Source organism: Chryseobacterium sp. RR2-3-20 (assembly GCF_017808115.1).
In the GTDB taxonomy this organism is placed as follows: domain Bacteria; phylum Bacteroidota; class Bacteroidia; order Flavobacteriales; family Weeksellaceae; genus Chryseobacterium; species Chryseobacterium oryzae.
This window is the reverse complement of the sequence record NZ_JADQBD010000041.1, coordinates 13,169-29,360: the sequence shown is the minus strand read 5'-3', so window position 1 is coordinate 29,360 and position 16,192 is coordinate 13,169. Positions and strand designations below refer to the sequence as shown.

At 33.6% G+C, this 16,192-nt stretch carries 13 protein-coding genes; 5 read left to right on the top strand and 8 right to left on the bottom strand.

What is annotated here, in order from left to right:
• Positions 1-78: 78 nt before the first annotated feature.
• Together IV513_RS15955 and IV513_RS10290 are read right to left on the bottom strand one after the other, a co-directional pair.
• Positions 79-207 carry a hypothetical protein gene (locus tag IV513_RS15955; RefSeq protein ID WP_262897345.1) on the bottom strand — a complete coding sequence of 43 codons (129 nt, stop codon included), beginning with the start codon at positions 205-207 and terminating at the stop codon, positions 79-81.
• A gap of 136 nt (positions 208-343) precedes the next feature.
• Positions 344-1,213, bottom strand: coding sequence for a mechanosensitive ion channel family protein (locus tag IV513_RS10290; RefSeq protein WP_209390486.1), 870 nt, complete (start codon positions 1,211-1,213; stop codon positions 344-346).
• Between the two features lie 96 nt (positions 1,214-1,309).
• Here IV513_RS10290 and IV513_RS10285 point away from each other — a divergent pair, with 96 nt between their 5' ends.
• Positions 1,310-1,945: a peroxiredoxin gene (locus IV513_RS10285; protein WP_209390485.1), complete on the top strand. Its 636-nt coding sequence runs from the start codon at positions 1,310-1,312 to the stop codon at positions 1,943-1,945.
• 110 nt (positions 1,946-2,055) lie between these two features.
• Here the strand turns inward: IV513_RS10285 and IV513_RS10280 are convergent, their stop codons facing one another.
• From IV513_RS10280 to IV513_RS10270, 3 genes are all read right to left on the bottom strand, one after another.
• A complete protein-coding gene (locus IV513_RS10280) occupies positions 2,056-2,646 on the bottom strand; it encodes a hypothetical protein (RefSeq protein WP_209390484.1) in 591 nt (196 codons plus the stop codon).
• Positions 2,647-2,825: 179 nt separating this feature from the next.
• Complete coding sequence (locus IV513_RS10275; protein WP_209390483.1) at positions 2,826-3,341, bottom strand: hypothetical protein; 516 nt, start codon at positions 3,339-3,341, stop codon at positions 2,826-2,828.
• 85 nt (positions 3,342-3,426) lie between these two features.
• Positions 3,427-5,715, bottom strand: coding sequence for a TonB-dependent siderophore receptor (locus IV513_RS10270; protein ID WP_209390482.1), 2,289 nt, complete (start codon positions 5,713-5,715; stop codon positions 3,427-3,429).
• 179 nt (positions 5,716-5,894) lie between these two features.
• Here IV513_RS10270 and IV513_RS10265 point away from each other — a divergent pair, with 179 nt between their 5' ends.
• Complete coding sequence (locus tag IV513_RS10265) at positions 5,895-6,950, top strand: Gfo/Idh/MocA family oxidoreductase (protein WP_209390481.1); 1,056 nt, start codon at positions 5,895-5,897, stop codon at positions 6,948-6,950.
• Positions 6,951-7,010: 60 nt separating this feature from the next.
• On the opposite strand, the gene IV513_RS10260 is transcribed toward IV513_RS10265, so the two are convergent.
• Positions 7,011-8,921, bottom strand: a complete 1,911-nt coding sequence (locus tag IV513_RS10260; RefSeq protein WP_209390480.1) for an ABC-F family ATP-binding cassette domain-containing protein — start codon at positions 8,919-8,921, stop codon at positions 7,011-7,013.
• A 125-nt stretch (positions 8,922-9,046) separates the two neighbouring features.
• Entirely contained in the window at positions 9,047-10,648 is a 1,602-nt protein-coding gene (locus tag IV513_RS10255; RefSeq protein ID WP_209390479.1) for a S8/S53 family peptidase, read from the bottom strand.
• Between the two features lie 151 nt (positions 10,649-10,799).
• Between IV513_RS10255 and IV513_RS10250 the strand changes: the two genes are divergently transcribed.
• From IV513_RS10250 to IV513_RS10240, 3 genes are all read left to right on the top strand, one after another.
• Positions 10,800-11,924 carry a DegT/DnrJ/EryC1/StrS aminotransferase family protein gene (locus IV513_RS10250; RefSeq protein WP_209390478.1) on the top strand — a complete coding sequence of 375 codons (1,125 nt, stop codon included), beginning with the start codon at positions 10,800-10,802 and terminating at the stop codon, positions 11,922-11,924.
• A gap of 42 nt (positions 11,925-11,966) precedes the next feature.
• A complete protein-coding gene (gene galE / locus IV513_RS10245; protein ID WP_209390477.1) occupies positions 11,967-12,989 on the top strand; it encodes a UDP-glucose 4-epimerase GalE in 1,023 nt (340 codons plus the stop codon).
• A 66-nt stretch (positions 12,990-13,055) separates the two neighbouring features.
• On the top strand, positions 13,056-13,490 hold the full coding sequence (locus IV513_RS10240; RefSeq protein ID WP_209390476.1) for an adenylyltransferase/cytidyltransferase family protein: 435 nt from the start codon (positions 13,056-13,058) through the stop codon (positions 13,488-13,490).
• Between the two features lie 50 nt (positions 13,491-13,540).
• On the opposite strand, the gene IV513_RS10235 is transcribed toward IV513_RS10240, so the two are convergent.
• Positions 13,541-16,039 carry a TonB-dependent receptor gene (locus tag IV513_RS10235; protein WP_209390475.1) on the bottom strand — a complete coding sequence of 833 codons (2,499 nt, stop codon included), beginning with the start codon at positions 16,037-16,039 and terminating at the stop codon, positions 13,541-13,543.
• Positions 16,040-16,192: the final 153 nt, after the last annotated feature.

The window sequence follows — 16,192 nt, the reverse complement described above, 5'->3', positions numbered from 1 at the left end:
CAAGGGGTTCTTTTTTGAAATTAAATGTAAAGCTAAATGTAAAATAGGTATTTAGGCTGTTTCTATTTTTAATAATTTTTATTTAGGACAGTATTGATTCTGAGCGATTTCGGCAATAATTCTGTGACCGGTTAATCCCCAAGCATAAGAATATACAGAACTTGCTATAAATACTAATGCCAATAATTTTGAATAAATACTTTTCATTTTAATCAATTTGAAGTTGCAAAGATAGTTCACACTAATGTAATTCCGCTAACCGAATTTTCTTAAAACTTATAATACGTATTAAATTGATTTAATATTGTGATCATTATATTCTAATTGACGTACTTAAAATTTATTACTCAGGGGTTGTTTCAGTCTGATTAACAAGACTTATGCTTGTAGGAGTTACTAAAGGAATTTGTGCCTGTTCTAGTCTTATTTTAATTTTGAGAAGAGCATCGCTTTTTACATGTGCTATATTGGCTCCAATAGCAATCCAAAATTTTGCCTGAACTGTAAATGCTCCGGATTTATAATTGGTGAAATTTACTTCCGCAGTTTCAAGGCGGTCTGTATTATCGAGATTTTTAATGACATCTAGAATACTTTCCTGAGCTTTTTGAATATCTTCATCGGCAGGAATTTCAAAATCTAAGATAACTCTTCTTTGTGGAGATGCTGTAATATTATAAAACGGAGCGTTGAAAACCACTTGGTTTGGTATATAAGCTTTTTTTCCGTCGTCGGTAATAATTTTTGTTGTAAGAAAGCCGATATCCTGTACAGTTCCGGAGTGGTTTCCTATTGTGATGTAATCACCTACTTTGAAAGCTTTGTCAATTCCAATTAACATTCCGGAAAAGATACTCGAAACCAAATCTTTCAGTGCAACCCCTGCAATAACCCCTGCAACTCCTAAACTTCCTATAAATTTCCATAAAAATCCGCTGAAACCCATAATTTCCAGGGAGATAAACGTTCCGAATAGCATGATAATAAATCTGAAAATACCAATAATAGTGACCACAGATCCTTCCTTTTTACTATTCGGAAATACTTCATGCATTAAATTAACAGCAGCCTTACTGAGATACTTACTGAAAATTAAAAAAAATGAAAAAACAATGATTCCCACTACGAGCTTTGGAGTGAGTTGTGCAAATTTAAAATACCAATTCTCTAATACCCTGTAAACTGTGTCTAGATAGCTCAGACTTTTATCCATGAAATTTTTTTTTACAAATTTAGGAAATATTCTTTGCAATAATTTTGCCAGTTATAAAAAGTCTATTAAATTTGTAGACTAATAAAACAAAAAGATATGTCAATAAAATTAGGAGATACAGCACCCAATTTTCAGTCAGATTCATCTGTTGGGGAGATTGATTTTTATGAATTTCTCGGAGATTCTTGGGGAATATTATTTTCTCACCCGGCAGATTTTACACCCGTGTGTACAACAGAGCTTGGCTTTACCTCAAAACTTCAGGCAGATTTCGAAAAGAAAAATACTAAAGTGATTGCGCTAAGCGTAGATGATGCAGAAGATCATAAAAAATGGATTGAAGATATCAATGAAACGCAGAATACACAAGTACGTTTTCCTATTATTGCAGACAAAGACAGAAAAGTTTCAGAATTGTATGATTTTATTCATCCAAATGCTTCTTTAACTGCAACAGTTCGTTCTTTAATTATTATTGATCCTGAAAAAAAGGTAAGATTAATTATTACTTATCCAGCATCAACGGGACGAAATTTTAATGAAATTATGAGAGTTTTAGATTCTTTACAATTGGTAGATGAATATAAAATTGCAACCCCTGTAAATTGGATAGATGGTGATGATGTAATTATTCCTCCAACAATTCCTACGGTAGAGGCAGAAAAGCTGTATCCTAAAGGAGTGAAAGAAGTGAAACCTTATTTAAGATATACACCGCAACCCAACAAATAGAAATTGGTTTTTTTTATTTATTATATAGTTTAGTTTGAATGAAAAAGCGGCATTGGAATATTTTCCAAGCCGCTTTTGTCAAATTTATTTGTAATAGTTTATTCTATTTATTATTTAACATCGTTAATAATTTGCTTTGCTTTAGATGTTGGTAAATAAATTTGAAAACCTAAAGAAAATTTTATTTTATTAGTGTAGCCAACATTACCAAATCCAGCATTTGCATCATATTTAAGTAGTCCTTCTAATCCAATATTTGGAGTTATGAAATATGAATACCCAGGTCCAACACCAAAATTAAGTCCATTTGATGAAGTACCACCTTTAGAAATAGTAGTTCCACCAACACCAACATTACCTTCAACAAACCAACGACCGTGATTTAATAAATTGTCAATACCTTTCTCTCCTGGTGAAACGTAATAACGTCCTAAAGCACCAACATTATAAGTGAAAGTAGTTGCAGCGTCTTTTGCTCCTTTAAATCCCAAATCTACGTATCCACCAACTGCAATATTGTCTTCGATAAAGTAAGCACCTTTAGGTTCAATAGAAAAATTATACCCCCCGCCTTTATTTAATCCAAAGTCTGCAAGAGCCAAATTTCCACCAACCATCCAGTTACCTTTTTGAATTTGTGCATTTGCTGTAGTAGTTAATCCTGCAACAGCTAATATTCCTGTAAGAATTAGTTTTTTCATAATTTATAATTTTAATAATTAATGGTTATTATTTTGAATATATGATGATGCACAATAACTGTGCCAAACCAATGCAGGAATATGTTTTCGGGTGTAGAGGCTAGTTTCAATAGAAAAGATATTTTTACAAAAAGTATTTTTTTTTGATGATTTGATAATTGAAGATACCCAATTACCTCTTATATTAATAATAAAATAACTGCAGCAACAAGTCCAGCAATTGTAAATTTCATTCCACGTTTGAAGGCTTTGCTTTTAGGATTAAACATCCAAAAGCTGGAAATAACAAAAAAGAAAAGGCAAATTCCGAAAAATGCATTTAATGGCGACAATTTGTCTTCAGATTTAGCTTTGTGTAGTTTTGCCATTTTGTCTAACACATAAGGAAGCTCTTTTTTGCTGTATTTTGCCTGCCCGGTAGAAGAATCGTATGTTCCCTGTTTAAATTTTAAAATATTTCCTTCAGTTTTTTCAACCTCCAGATTTTTTATTTTCAACTCTTTACCCAAAGATTTTTCATCCAGATTTTTCTCAATTACTTTGTCGTATTTTATTTCTTTTTTTAGAAAATCGGTGTCTCTGTAGATCAATAAAACTCCACTTAGGGAATAAATTACCATAATTCCTGCCATAAAATATCCCAAATAACGGTGGGTAATTCTCATGAAGCTTTTTGTGTCTTTAATTTTATCCATATATATTATTCATTTTAATTTCAAAAGTGGAAACTGCAAAATAGCAATTTCCACTTATGTAGTATTATTTATTTAATTTAAATATTTACAGTCTATAAGTCAGAGTGAAATAATAATTTCTAGGCACAATAGGATTCACAGAATAATTCTCGTGAACATTATAGTTGGCAACATCAAACAGGTTTCCAACTTTAGCCTGGATAGAAAATTTCTTCCAGTCGTATCCTGCAGATAAAGAAACAGTGGTGTAATCTTCAAGTTCAAATATTCTGCTGACTCCGTTTCTTTTCTGTAAACTGTTGTTTCCGGATTTCGTATCGTTCCATCCCGCCAATCTGTTGCCAATGTAATAAACTCCTGCTCCTAATTTTAAGCCCGGAACAAATTTAGTAAATTTATAAAATACAGAAGCATTTGCAGTGGTAGCAGGCGTTCTTACCAATCTCTGGTTTTCAACATAACCAAAAACGTCCGGAGTGTCTAGATATACAGAATTGTTATATGAAACACCCCCGATAATAGATAGGTTTTCTGTAGGATTTCCTGTAATATCAAGTTCTGCACCTCGGCTTCTCATTTTTCCGGCAAAATCTTTTGTAAGTCCGGTAGGATCTATTGGGTTACCATTATCATCTAAAGCAGCCTGATAATAATTTCTGTAAAGAATCTGGTAAACCGTTAGATTGATTGCCAAAGCATTGTTCCAGATATTCTTTTTCACCCCCACTTCATATTGGTCGATATTGGTAGGTCGCAATGTTTCACCATCTCTCAGTTTTCCAACATTGGCAACAAAAGAATTGGTATATGTTGCAAATGCAGAAAGATTATCGTTAGGATTGTACACTAACCCAAGTTTTGGAGATATTGCCTGATCGGATGAAGACGAGTTATCTGTGAATTTTTTCTCAGGAGAAGAATTAAGATTAACCAAACCGCCCGTAGAAGTTTTGAACTTAGTATTAATGGTCGGCATATTTTGAATGTAAGACCAACGTAATCCGGCAATTACTTTAAATTCTTTTGTAAGACTGATGAGATCCTGAGCATACACACCAATTCTTCTGGTATTGATTCTGTTTTTTTCCAGTTTTTCTGAATCTGGCACATTTCCGCCAATCCATGTTGAAGGATTATCAAGATACAAAATTCCGTTGCTGTTTCCGTTTGTTCCATACAAATAACTGTTTCCGTAAGCTAATCTGTTGGTCGGATTAAAGTAAGAATAAGAATCTGCAACACCATAATCTGCATCTGTTCCGAACAATACTTTATGATTAACTTTACCAGTGTTGAATTCACCATTCAAATTAACTTGTGCAGAAGTATAATTTTGTTCGTTGTAAGTTCTGTTTAAAGGTCTTTTGTAGAAAAGTCTGTCGGTAGATTTTTCATAACCCCACTGGATTCTTTCTGTTGAAAAATAATCTTTCGTATAATTTTGATAAGAAGATGTCGCATTTAAAGACCAGTTTTGGTTGAACTGATGATTGAAAGTTACGTTCGTGGAAACCTGCTCAACATTCTGAAACTGCCAATCTGTTCCTAAAAATGCAGTTCTTGGTAGAAGAGTATTCAATTTGTACGTTAAACCATCACGTTCGGTGATAGAACCAAGACCAAAATCTGGTGTAAAATCATTTTTAAGATAATCTGCCTCTACAATTAGCTGAGATTTTTCGCTCAGATTAAATAAAAATGATGGGTTGAAATAATATTTTTCAGATTTTACAACATCTCTGAAATTTTCAGCATATTCATACGCTCCATTTACTCTGAAAGCTATATTTTTGGAAAGCGGACCATAAACATCTACCGTTGGTTTATAAGAATTCCAGCTTCCGGCATTCAACCCTACGCTTCCTCCAAAATTGAATTTAGGCTTTTTGGTAATCATATTAATGACACCTCCTGCAGCAGTATTTCCGTAAAGCATTGCATTTGCTCCTTTCAGAACTTCAACTCTTTCCAAGCCTGATACTTCAGGGAAAACTCCGCTGTTTATACGGGATCCGTTTTTGAACATATTATCGTTTCCAAGAATGAAACCTCTACCACCAAAACTGTCTTGCGAGTTTGCTCTGGAAGAAGTTACATAAATACCGTTTACATTTTGTAGAACATCACTTAGCTGTTTTGCCTGTTGCTGCTCAATAATTTCGTGGGTTACTATCGATATGGGTTGTGGAGTTTCCATTATCGTAAGATTAGACTTTGTAGATAATGGTCTTGCTTTGTTGGGGTTTCCAGTTTTATGAAGATTCACGTCTTCAATAGTATGGATTCTTAGCGTATCTGCTTCGGCAAACTTTAATTGTGCATTTGCAGAAATGGCTGTAAATATTAAGCCTATTGCCAACAACTGTTTTTTCATGATAGTTTCTTAGTTATTTAGAGTGGTTTTAAATAAAGTGCAAATGTAAATTATTATTTAGAATTAATAAAAACTATTAACTGATTTTTGTCAATAAATGCTAATTTAGAAAGGTGTAATTTCTCCATTTTAAGCTAAAATGATCCAATTTTATAATAACTTTGAAAAAAAATAGAATTATGCAATTGGTAAAAGTAGGTTTGTGTGCATTCGGGATGAGTGGAAAAGTTTTTCATGCTCCGTTTTTGAAAGAGCATCCGGGTTTTTATATTGCTGCAATTGTGGAGCGGAACAAACAGGATTCTAAAGAAAAATACAGCGATGCAACCATATATCGTTCTGTAGATGAAATGTTGAGTGAGGCAGATATAGATTTGGTAGTGGTAAATACTCCCGTTCAAACCCATTTTGAATTTGTGAAAAAAGCTTTAGAAGCGGGTAAAAATGTTGTTGTAGAAAAGCCATTTACGGTAAATACAGCGGAAGCTGAAGAATTAGTGAATTTAGCCAAAGAAAAAAACTTATTTCTGAGCGTTTACCAAAACAGAAGGTTCGACAGAGATTTTTTGAAGGTAAAAGAAGTTCTTGCCACAAATGTATTGGGAGAACTAAAAGAAGCTGAAATTAGATTCGACAGATTCCGGACGGAAGCCGGAGGAAAAGAACATAAAGAAAATCCTCAACAGAAAGGTTCTGGAACATTACATGATTTGGGTGCTCATCTTGTCGATCAGGCAACTCAACTTTTCGGCTTTCCTAAAAAGATTTTTGCAGATGTTTTCTCGATGAAAGGGATTGAATTTGCCAATGACTATTTCGAAATCCTCCTTCACTACCAAAATAATTTAATAGTAAGACTAAAATCTAGCACTTTCGTTAAAGAAGCACATTATGCATACAGTTTTCATGGAAGTAAAGGAAGTTTTTTACAGGAAAGAACAGATCATCAGGAAAATGAGCTTGTTGCAGGTGCTATTCCTATTTATGGAAAAGTATGGACGCAGTCTTTAGAAAAAGCAGATGGAATTCTTAATTTTATCAATGAAAACAATCAAACAGAAAGAATTATAAGTTCGAGTGAACCCGGAAATTACATGAATTATTATCAGCAGATTTACGAACACATTGTTTTTGGATATCCGCTTCCGTCACCTGCTGCAGAAATTATTCAGAATATGAAAATCATTGACGCTGCGGTAGAAAGTTCTAAAACTGAAAAAAATATTTATTTCTAAAATTTTTAAGGGTTTGAATGCTGAAAATGATAGTTTATCAACATTCAAACCCTTCTATTTTTATTCTCCCAGTAGTTCCTGAAGTTCTAGCCATCTCATTTCATGTAACTCAAGCTTTTCTGATATATTTTCCAGTTCTGCAGATAATGAAGCTATCTTTTCGTAGTCACTTTCATTATTAAGCTGTTCCAGAATTTTGGCTCTTGTCTTCTCGAAATCAGGCATTTCTTTTTCAATGGTTTCTAGTTCTCTTTGCTCTTTGAAGGAAAGTTTCTTTTTGGAGTTTTGATTTTTAGATGCGGCAGGTTCTGTAGGCTTATCTGAATTTTTTTCCTCTGCAGTTTTTATTTTTTTGTCATACTGTTTTTGGTTTCCGTCCTCAATTTTTTTACTTTCTCGGTATTCGGAGAAGTTTCCGACAAAATCTTTAATTTTTCCATCACCTTCAAATGCAAGAATATGATCTACAATTCTATCCATAAAGTAACGGTCGTGAGAAACAATGATTAATGAGCCCTGAAACTGTTGTAGAAAGTTTTCGAGAACCGTTAAAGTGGGAAGATCCAAATCATTGGTAGGCTCATCGAAAATAAGGAAATTAGGATTCTGATACAGGATGTACATTAAATGCAGTCTTCTTTTTTCACCTCCAGAAAGTTTGGAAATAGGAGAGTATTGTGTTTGGTCATCAAACAAAAATAATCTTAAAAACTGCGATGCCGAAAGGCTTTTTCCGTTGGCTAACGGATAATATTCTGCCGCTTCTTTAATGAAATCTATTACTCTTTCGTCTTCTTTATATTGAAGCCCTTTTTGAGAAAAATATCCAAAATGAATGGTTTCTCCGGTTTCAATTTCGCCTTGGTTAGCTTTTTCAAACCCTTGAATAATATTAAGTAAAGTAGATTTTCCGGCTCCGTTTTTACCAACAATTCCTACTTTTTCGCCCCTTTGAAAGGTATAACTGAAATCTTTCAGCAAAACTTTATCTCCAAAACTTTTATCGATATTTTTAAGTTCAAGAATCTTATTTCCCAAACGTTTCATTTCAAAATCGAGTTCTAAACCTTGTTTTCTGGTATCTGTTTTTGCTACTTTTTCAGTTTCATAAAAGGCATCTATTCGAGATTTAGATTTTGTGGTTCTTGCTTTTGGCTGCCTTCTCATCCATTCCAGTTCTTTACGGTAAAGATTGTTGGCTTTGTCTATAGTTGCCTCCATATTATCTTCCCGAATCATTTTATTCTCAAGATAAGTGGCATAAGAACCATTGTGAAAGAATAAATTTTGGTCTTCCATTTCCCAGATAATATCGCAAACACTATCTAAAAAATAACGGTCGTGAGTTACTAAAAGTAAAGTGATTTTTGCTTTGTTTAGATAATTTTCGAGCCATTCTACCATTTCCACATCCAGGTGGTTGGTTGGTTCGTCCATAATAAGTAATGTATGGCGATGTTCTGCACGGGTTTCTGTAAGGAGTTTTGCCAAAGCTACACGTTTAATCTGTCCTCCGGAAAGATTTCCCATTTTGGCATTTAGATCTGTAATTTTCAGCTGAGAAAGAATCTGTTTCATTTCATTCTCCAGATCCCATGCTTTGTGAACTTCCATTTCTGCCAAAGCTTTTTCGATGAATTCTGAATCGGTAGACTCTAAAGATTTATGATAATTTTTAAGAGCCTGAATAGGTTCAGAATCAAGTGTCATCATATATTCGTCTATCGTGAGATGAGAATCAAAATCAATTTCCTGATCAAAAAGTACTACTTGTATATCTTTATTAATGATTACGCTTCCGCTGTCTGCGATTTCTTTGCCCATTAAAATTTTCAGCAGAGTAGATTTTCCGCTCCCGTTTTTGGCAACAATGGCAATTTTTTCTCCTTCATTAATATTAAAACTAATGTTTTTGAATAAAGTTCTTATTCCGTAGGATTTGGTAAGATTCTCAGCAGCAACGTAATTCATCTAATTATAAATTTTGTGCTGCAAAAGTACAAAATATTAGATGTTTAATAATCGTCATTATGGGTTAGGATGATTGAAATTAAAAGTTACACAGATTAAATTTCAATTTAAGATAGATATGTAAATTATTCTTTCAAAAACTTTTCATAATAAACTTTATTTTTTGTCTGAATTTTCAAATAATAGGTTCCTTTTGCAAAATCTTCAACTTTGATAGATTTTTGGGATGATTTTACAATAAATCTACCTAAATTATCGTAGATCTCTGTTGAAATAATGTCTGCTTCGGTAACAATATTTAGGATGTTTTTTACGGGATTGGGGAAAATGGTTAATTCTTTTTCTTTAACAAGCTCTGAAGCGTTTAATGTTGAATTATAAAAATTTCCGAAATTTAGAATTCCATATCCCATTTGATTGGTATGAGAAGGGTAGAGTGAAGCAGTTTGTCTTAATTTTGTTCTCATTAAATCTCTGTTCATTGTTGGAAATGCCTGAATAAGGCACGCTACACCACCAGCTGCAACGGGTGTTGCTAAAGATGTTCCGGAAGAGGTAAATAATGTATTGTTGTTTACGGTAGATGTATTGGTTCCTCTTGCACTTGCATCAGGTTTTATAACTCCGGAAGAATTGGGACCAAAAGATGAAAATACCGAAGAATTTCCAGCAGAATCTACGGCTCCGATGCTAAAAACTTTTGCGTTATCGGCGGGCGTTGTAATATAATGCCATGGATTTTCCCCTGAATTTCCTGCAGCAACTAATACGAAAATACCTTTGTTAACAGCAATTTCGCTTCCTCTTGCTATAAAGGAAGTCGAACCGTTCATTTGGACGTAACTGTAGTTATATTTAGAATCATCGAAAACGTTGTATCCTAAAGAAGTTGTAATGATATCTACTCCTTTTCTGTCGGCTTCTTCCGCAGCTTCAATCCAGTATATTTCTTCTTCGGGAATTTCAACATCTGCATTTTCGCTTCTATAAAGATAAAAATCTGCATCGGGAGCAGAACCTACAAATGTATTGGCGAGATAACCTCCCATTGCACCTAAGACAACCGTTCCATGAATATTGAGAGAAGTATTGTAAATATCATTGCTTTTGGTGACAAAATCATAACCTCCTTTTATCTGATTTTGTGTCCACAGCCTTGAAAATGCCGAACCAGAATTAACCGTAGGAAATCCTGTATCTATTACAGCAACAGTAACTCCAGTTCCTGTGAATCCTGCTAAATGCAGTGTTCTGAGATTAATCTGATCGATTTGTTCTGAACCTGAACCGTAATTAAAAACCGTGAGATTTTTTTGTATCAGTTCGTAATCTGACCATTTATTAGTATTCTGAGATTTTAAAGATAAAGAAGAATTTTTAGCAAAACTTTCTACAGATTGTACGAAAGTCTGCGATTTAATAATATTCACCTGTGCCTGATTTACGGTAAGGGCAACACCATTCAGCCATTTAGAATAATCTGTAATGATAAATCCTAAATTTTGTAATGCCAGAATGTAAGACTGCTCAATGGGAGCATCCTGATCGTTAAGCGGAATTCCGAGAGTGGTCCTTCTGTTTAATGATTTCTGACTAAGCTCCGAGAGCGGATTGGCGTAAAAAGAAGCTTTGTTGGGTTTGTCTTTAAAGTAAACAAACACAAGTTCAGATTGGGCATAAGAGATTGTGTAACCAGCTATAAAACAAATCAGTAAAAATTTTCTCATCAACAATTTTTTTTTAAAGATAAAACAAAATCAATAAAATTTTTGAATGGATTTTAAATTCCCTATTTTTACACAAATATTTGAGCATAAAACCTATTTCATCATTTGGATTATTAAGAGAAATGGTTTTATCAATAAAAATAAATGAGATATGAAGAAAATTCAGATGGTAGACTTGCAAAGTCAGTACTACAAAATAAAAAATGACGTAGATAATGCGGTTCTCAATGTAATGGATTCTGCAGCTTTCATCAACGGACCAGAAGTGAAATCTTTTCAGAATGAACTGGAAACTTATTTGGATGTAAAACACGTAATTCCTTGTGCCAACGGAACCGATGCTTTGCAAATTGCTTTAATGGCTCTTGACTTGAAAGAAGGTGATGAAATTATTACTTCTGATTTTACTTTTGCTGCCACTGTAGAAGTTATTCATTTACTGAAGCTAAAATCTGTTTTGGTGGACGTAGATTACGATACTTTTACCATTTCTGCAGAAGCTATTAAAAAGGCGATTACTCCAAAAACAAAAGCCATTATTCCTGTACATCTTTTTGGGCAGTGTGCCCATATGGAAGAAATTCTGAAGATTGCCGAAGAAAATAATCTTTATGTAATTGAAGATAATGCTCAGGCTATTGGTGCAGATTTTATCTTTTCGGACGGTAGTACAAAAAAATCCGGAACGATGTCTACAGTAGGAACTACTTCATTCTTTCCATCTAAAAATTTAGGCTGTTACGGAGACGGAGGAGCTATTTTTACCAATAATGATGAGTTAGCTCACCGATTGAGAGGAATTGTTAATCATGGTATGTACGAAAGATATTATCATGAAGAAGTGGGAGTAAATTCTCGTTTAGATAGTATTCAGGCAGCAATTTTAAGAAAAAAATTACCAAATTTAGATACTTATAATGAAGCAAGAAGAAAGGCAGCAGATTATTATGATGAAGCTTTTGCAGGAAACGAAAATATTTTAACGCCTAAAAGAGCAGAAAATTCTACGCACGTTTTTCATCAGTATACTTTAAGAATTTTAAACGGAAAACGTAACGAATTGCAGAAGTTCCTTAATGAAAAAGAAATCCCGGCAATGATTTATTATCCGGTGGCTTTAAGAAAGCAGAAAGCTTACTTCCAGGAAAGCAATGATGCCGACTTTGTAAATACAGACCAACTGTTAGATCAGGTAATTTCACTTCCGATGCATACCGAATTAGACGAAGAACAGCTGAAGTATATCACAGATGCTGTTTTAGAGTTTATGAAATAATAGGTAATTGCAAAACATCAAACATAAATTTAATAAATATATATGGCAATTTTAGTCACAGGCGGACTTGGATATATTGGTTCTCACACGGTTGTAGAACTTATTAATAACGGATTTGAAGTGGTTATTGTAGATGATTTATCCAATTCGGAAAAATTTATTTTACATAATATTGAAGAAATTACAGGAAAAAGACCTGTTTTTTATCCTTTCGATTTAAAGAGAAAAGAACTTCTAACTCAGGTTTTCGATGCTCACGAGATTGAAGGATGTATTAATTTTGCTGCCTTTAAAGCAGTAGGAGAGAGTCAGGAAAAACCTATTGATTATTATGAGAATAATTTATTTTCTTTAATTAATATTCTTCAGGAATTTAAAACAAGAAATATTTCAAACTTTATTTTCAGTTCATCTTGTACTGTTTACGGACAAGCAGATGAAATGCCTATTGATGAAAATACACCATTAAAAATGCCAGAAAGCGTTTACGGTAAAACAAAACAGATGGGAGAGGAAATTCTGAAAGATTTTGCCATGGGTTATCAAAGAAAAATTTGTCTTTTAAGATATTTTAATCCTATTGGAGCACATCCTTCTTCTTTGTTAGGAGAATTGCCTATTGGTATTCCTAATAATTTGGTTCCTTATGTTATGCAGACCGCAGCAGGAATTCGAGAAAGACTCAGCGTTTGGGGAAATGATTATCCTACAGAAGACGGAACTGCAATTAGAGATTATATCTATGTAGTAGATTTGGCAAAAGCTCACGTTGCGGCCTTAAAAAATCTAATGAGCAAAAATTCTGGTGAAACGATTGTAGATATTTATAATCTCGGAACCGGAAAAGGCTCGTCTGTTTTAGAGGTAGTACAGGCTTTCGAAATTGCTAATAATGTTTCCGTTCCTTATAAAATCTGCGACAGAAGAGAAGGAGATATTACCATTGCTTATGCAAATGCAGATAAAGCAGAAAAAGAATTAAACTGGAAATCTGATACTTCTTTAGAACAAGCCTTAAAAACGGTATGGGAGTGGCAGAAATATTTAGAATCTAGAAATAAATAATAAAAAAAATCGCAGCAAATTTATTATTTTGATTTACTTTTGCGAAGATAAAATACAAGACAAAGCATGAAAACGCAAAAAATAGGTATTACATTTTCCTCATTTGATTTACTGCACGCAGGGCATATTAAAATGCTTGAGGAAGCAAAAACCGTGTGCGATTACCTTATAGTTGGACTTCAGATCGATCCTTCCCATGATCGCCCGACAAAAAATAAACCGACTCAGACTATTGTAGAAAGATACATTCAGCTAAAAGCAGTAAATGCCGTAGATGAAATTATTCCTTATTACACGGAACAAGATTTGGAAGATATTCTGAAGTCTTTCGTGATAGATGTAAGAATTATTGGTGATGATTATCTCGACAGAGATTTTACCGGCAAGAAATACTGCGAAGAAAAAGGGATTGAAATTTTTTATAATAAAAGAGATCACCGTTTTTCATCAAGCGATTTAAGAAAAAGAATTTACGAGGCCGAAGTAGCAAAAACAAAATAAAAAAATCCCGAATAAATTTTTATTCGGGATTTTTTATGACTAATTCTAGCTTACATTGGGCCTTGCTGGTCGTCTCCGGTAGCATTAGAATTAATATCCTTTTTACGTTTTGGCTGTTCCACTTTTTCACCTTGTTTAAATCTGTAGGTTAAAGATAGTGCAAACTGTCTTGGTTGCCACTGCATATAAGATTCTCTCGAAAATTCTGCTGTAGTCGTTGTACTTCTCATTGCACGAGTATTGAAAATATCCTGAATATTGAAGCTTAAAGTACCGTTCCCATTCCAGATTGTTTTGGAAGCTCCGAAGTTGAGAGCATACATGTCTTCTCTGTTTTGGTTGGTTGTTTTCTGTGGACCTCTGTAAAAACCCTGTAACTGAAAGCTGAAAGTTTTATCTATTTTTACTGTTGAGGTGAGTCTTGCTTTGGTAGAAAACCCTGTACCTTCGAAAGACATGGGTTGAGTAATCATTGTAGGATCATAATAAACTCCAGTGGTTTTATACCCGAACAAATCTACATTTCCTAAAAATTTCAACCATTTTGTAGCATCCCAATTGAAATTCAAATCTAAACCATAACGGTCATCACTTCCTAAATTGATAGGTTTTGTTTTAAAAACTCCATTATCAGAATATACAAGCATTTTTACATCATCATTCGTGTGTCTGTAGTAAAAAGTTGGGTTTATAGTAAGTTTGCTCTTAGAAATACTGTACCCCAATTCATAAGAATCTACATAGGAAGGATTAAGATCTATATTTCCTTCGAAGATATTCTGGTTATCAGAGTAACTTGGGTTCGGAATTAAGAACCACGATCTCGGTCTGTCTATTCTTCTGGAATAATTAAGCAAAAACTGATTGTCTTTTGCCACTTCATAGCTCAAAAATACAGTAGGAAATAAATTATTGTATTTTTTAGTGTTATCTATTGCAGAATTAGGATTTAAATTAGAATATTTAATATCAACATTAGAATATTCATCTCTTACCCCAACCTGATAACCAAGTTTTCCAATCTTACTTTTAAACTGAAGATATCCGGCATTAAACATCTCTCTGTAATTGGCATTGTAAGTAAAATCATTCAGAGAGAAATAATCTGTTACAGGAGAATATCTTTCTAAAACATCATTATCATAAGTATTGTCGTTGATGTCTATTCTGTAACCTGCTTCAATTTTTGAATTTTCACCAATTGGAAGTTCATAATCTGCTTTTCCGATGAGTGTCTTATTTCTGGTGGTCTGGTTAATAGCATTTTGTAATTCAAAAGCATTGTTCGAAAGCTGGTCAACATTCGTATCGTTATAAGATCTGTTGCTTTGAAGACTTAAGGAAAGCGAGAGATTTTGACCATTATCATCAAATTTATGATCTAATCCCAAATCTCCCTGAAATGCCAAATTATTGTTAGAACCATTATTAATTCTTTCATTAAAAAGGGAAGAAGCATTCAAAAACTGATAGTTATATGTAATGTTCCCCATATTCTCACTGTCGAAAGTTCTTACCGTTGCAGAAGCGTTTAAGGAAGTTTTATCATTAAAATCGTAAACAATACCGGTTGAAGCATTGTAGTTATTGTTTTTACTGGTAATGATAGATTCCTGATCGGTTTTGGTTCTTTGCCCATTTGCGGCATTAAAGAAAGTAGCATTGTTTCGGTTGGTATTCTTAGATTCTCTGTAACCTCCGCCACCGTTTAAAAACCAGGTTAAATTACCTTTTCTCCAGCTTAAATTAGTATTAAGATTGGTTTGAGGCAAATATCCTAAAGTTCCGATAACACTTCCGTTAAATCCGGTTTTTTTAGATTTTTTAAGAATGATATTCAAAATACCTGCGGTTCCGCTGGCTTCAAATTTAGAAGAAGGATTGGTAATTACCTCGATTCTTTCGATCTGATCTGCCGGAATACTCTGAAGTGCATTGGCTCCGTCATCAATTCCCAAAAGAGCAGAAGGTTTACCATTAATTAAAAATTTCACATTAGAACTTCCTCTCATAGAAACTGTACCGTCTGTTTCTACAGAAACTGAAGGAACATTAGACAGAACATCCTGCAAATTTCCACCTTTGCTTACAATATCCTGAGAAGGATCGTAGGTTCTTTTATCCAATTCTACTTTATAAGGCTTGGTTGTAGCTGTTATCGTTACTCCCTGAATTTCCTGCGTTTTTACATTGGTAGAAGAAGATTCTGGTTCAATGGAAAGAGAGCCGATACTTCCAGGTTTGCTAATTTGTTTGTTGATAACACTTTTCTTGTAATCTATTGCCTCAACAGAAATGTCGTAATTTCCGGGGTTAATTTCTAATTTATAATTCCCTTTTTCGTCGGTAAGAGTAGCGTCGCTGAAAAGTTTGTTCTGCTTATGCGTAAATGTTACTGATGCATAAGGTACAGGCTGATTGCTTTTGTCTACAATGGTTCCTGAAATTCCTACTTTTTCCTGAGCAAATGCCATTACCGCTGCCGAAAGTACAAAAGTAAGTCCTAATGTTTTTCTGGTGAAAATACTGATTATTTCCGTCTGATTCATAGATTTTCTTTTTATGAAACTGAGCATTATAAATGCTGCAATTTCACGGTTTACTTAAATTTAATTTTAGAGATATTTTTCAATAATTTGAAATATCAATTTTTTGTTTTAGAGCCTGTTTAAATTTTATTCAATAAATTTTAGTCTTTACTT

Coding starts and splice junctions, on each gene's coding strand:
- IV513_RS10280 (WP_209390484.1), bottom strand. CDS start 2,646: ATGAAAAAACTAATTCTTACAGGAATATTAGCTGTTGCAGGATTAACT.
- IV513_RS10265 (WP_209390481.1), top strand. CDS start 5,895: ATGCAATTGGTAAAAGTAGGTTTGTGTGCATTCGGGATGAGTGGAAAA.
- IV513_RS10260 (WP_209390480.1), bottom strand. CDS start 8,921: ATGAATTACGTTGCTGCTGAGAATCTTACCAAATCCTACGGAATAAGA.
- IV513_RS10255 (WP_209390479.1), bottom strand. CDS start 10,648: ATGAGAAAATTTTTACTGATTTGTTTTATAGCTGGTTACACAATCTCT.
- IV513_RS10240 (WP_209390476.1), top strand. CDS start 13,056: ATGAAAACGCAAAAAATAGGTATTACATTTTCCTCATTTGATTTACTG.
- IV513_RS10290 (WP_209390486.1), bottom strand. CDS start 1,213: ATGGATAAAAGTCTGAGCTATCTAGACACAGTTTACAGGGTATTAGAG.
- IV513_RS15955 (WP_262897345.1), bottom strand. CDS start 207: ATGAAAAGTATTTATTCAAAATTATTGGCATTAGTATTTATAGCAAGT.
- IV513_RS10270 (WP_209390482.1), bottom strand. CDS start 5,715: ATGAAAAAACAGTTGTTGGCAATAGGCTTAATATTTACAGCCATTTCT.
- IV513_RS10285 (WP_209390485.1), top strand. CDS start 1,310: ATGTCAATAAAATTAGGAGATACAGCACCCAATTTTCAGTCAGATTCA.
- IV513_RS10275 (WP_209390483.1), bottom strand. CDS start 3,341: ATGGATAAAATTAAAGACACAAAAAGCTTCATGAGAATTACCCACCGT.
- galE (WP_209390477.1), top strand. CDS start 11,967: ATGGCAATTTTAGTCACAGGCGGACTTGGATATATTGGTTCTCACACG.
- IV513_RS10250 (WP_209390478.1), top strand. CDS start 10,800: ATGAAGAAAATTCAGATGGTAGACTTGCAAAGTCAGTACTACAAAATA.
- IV513_RS10235 (WP_209390475.1), bottom strand. CDS start 16,039: ATGAATCAGACGGAAATAATCAGTATTTTCACCAGAAAAACATTAGGA.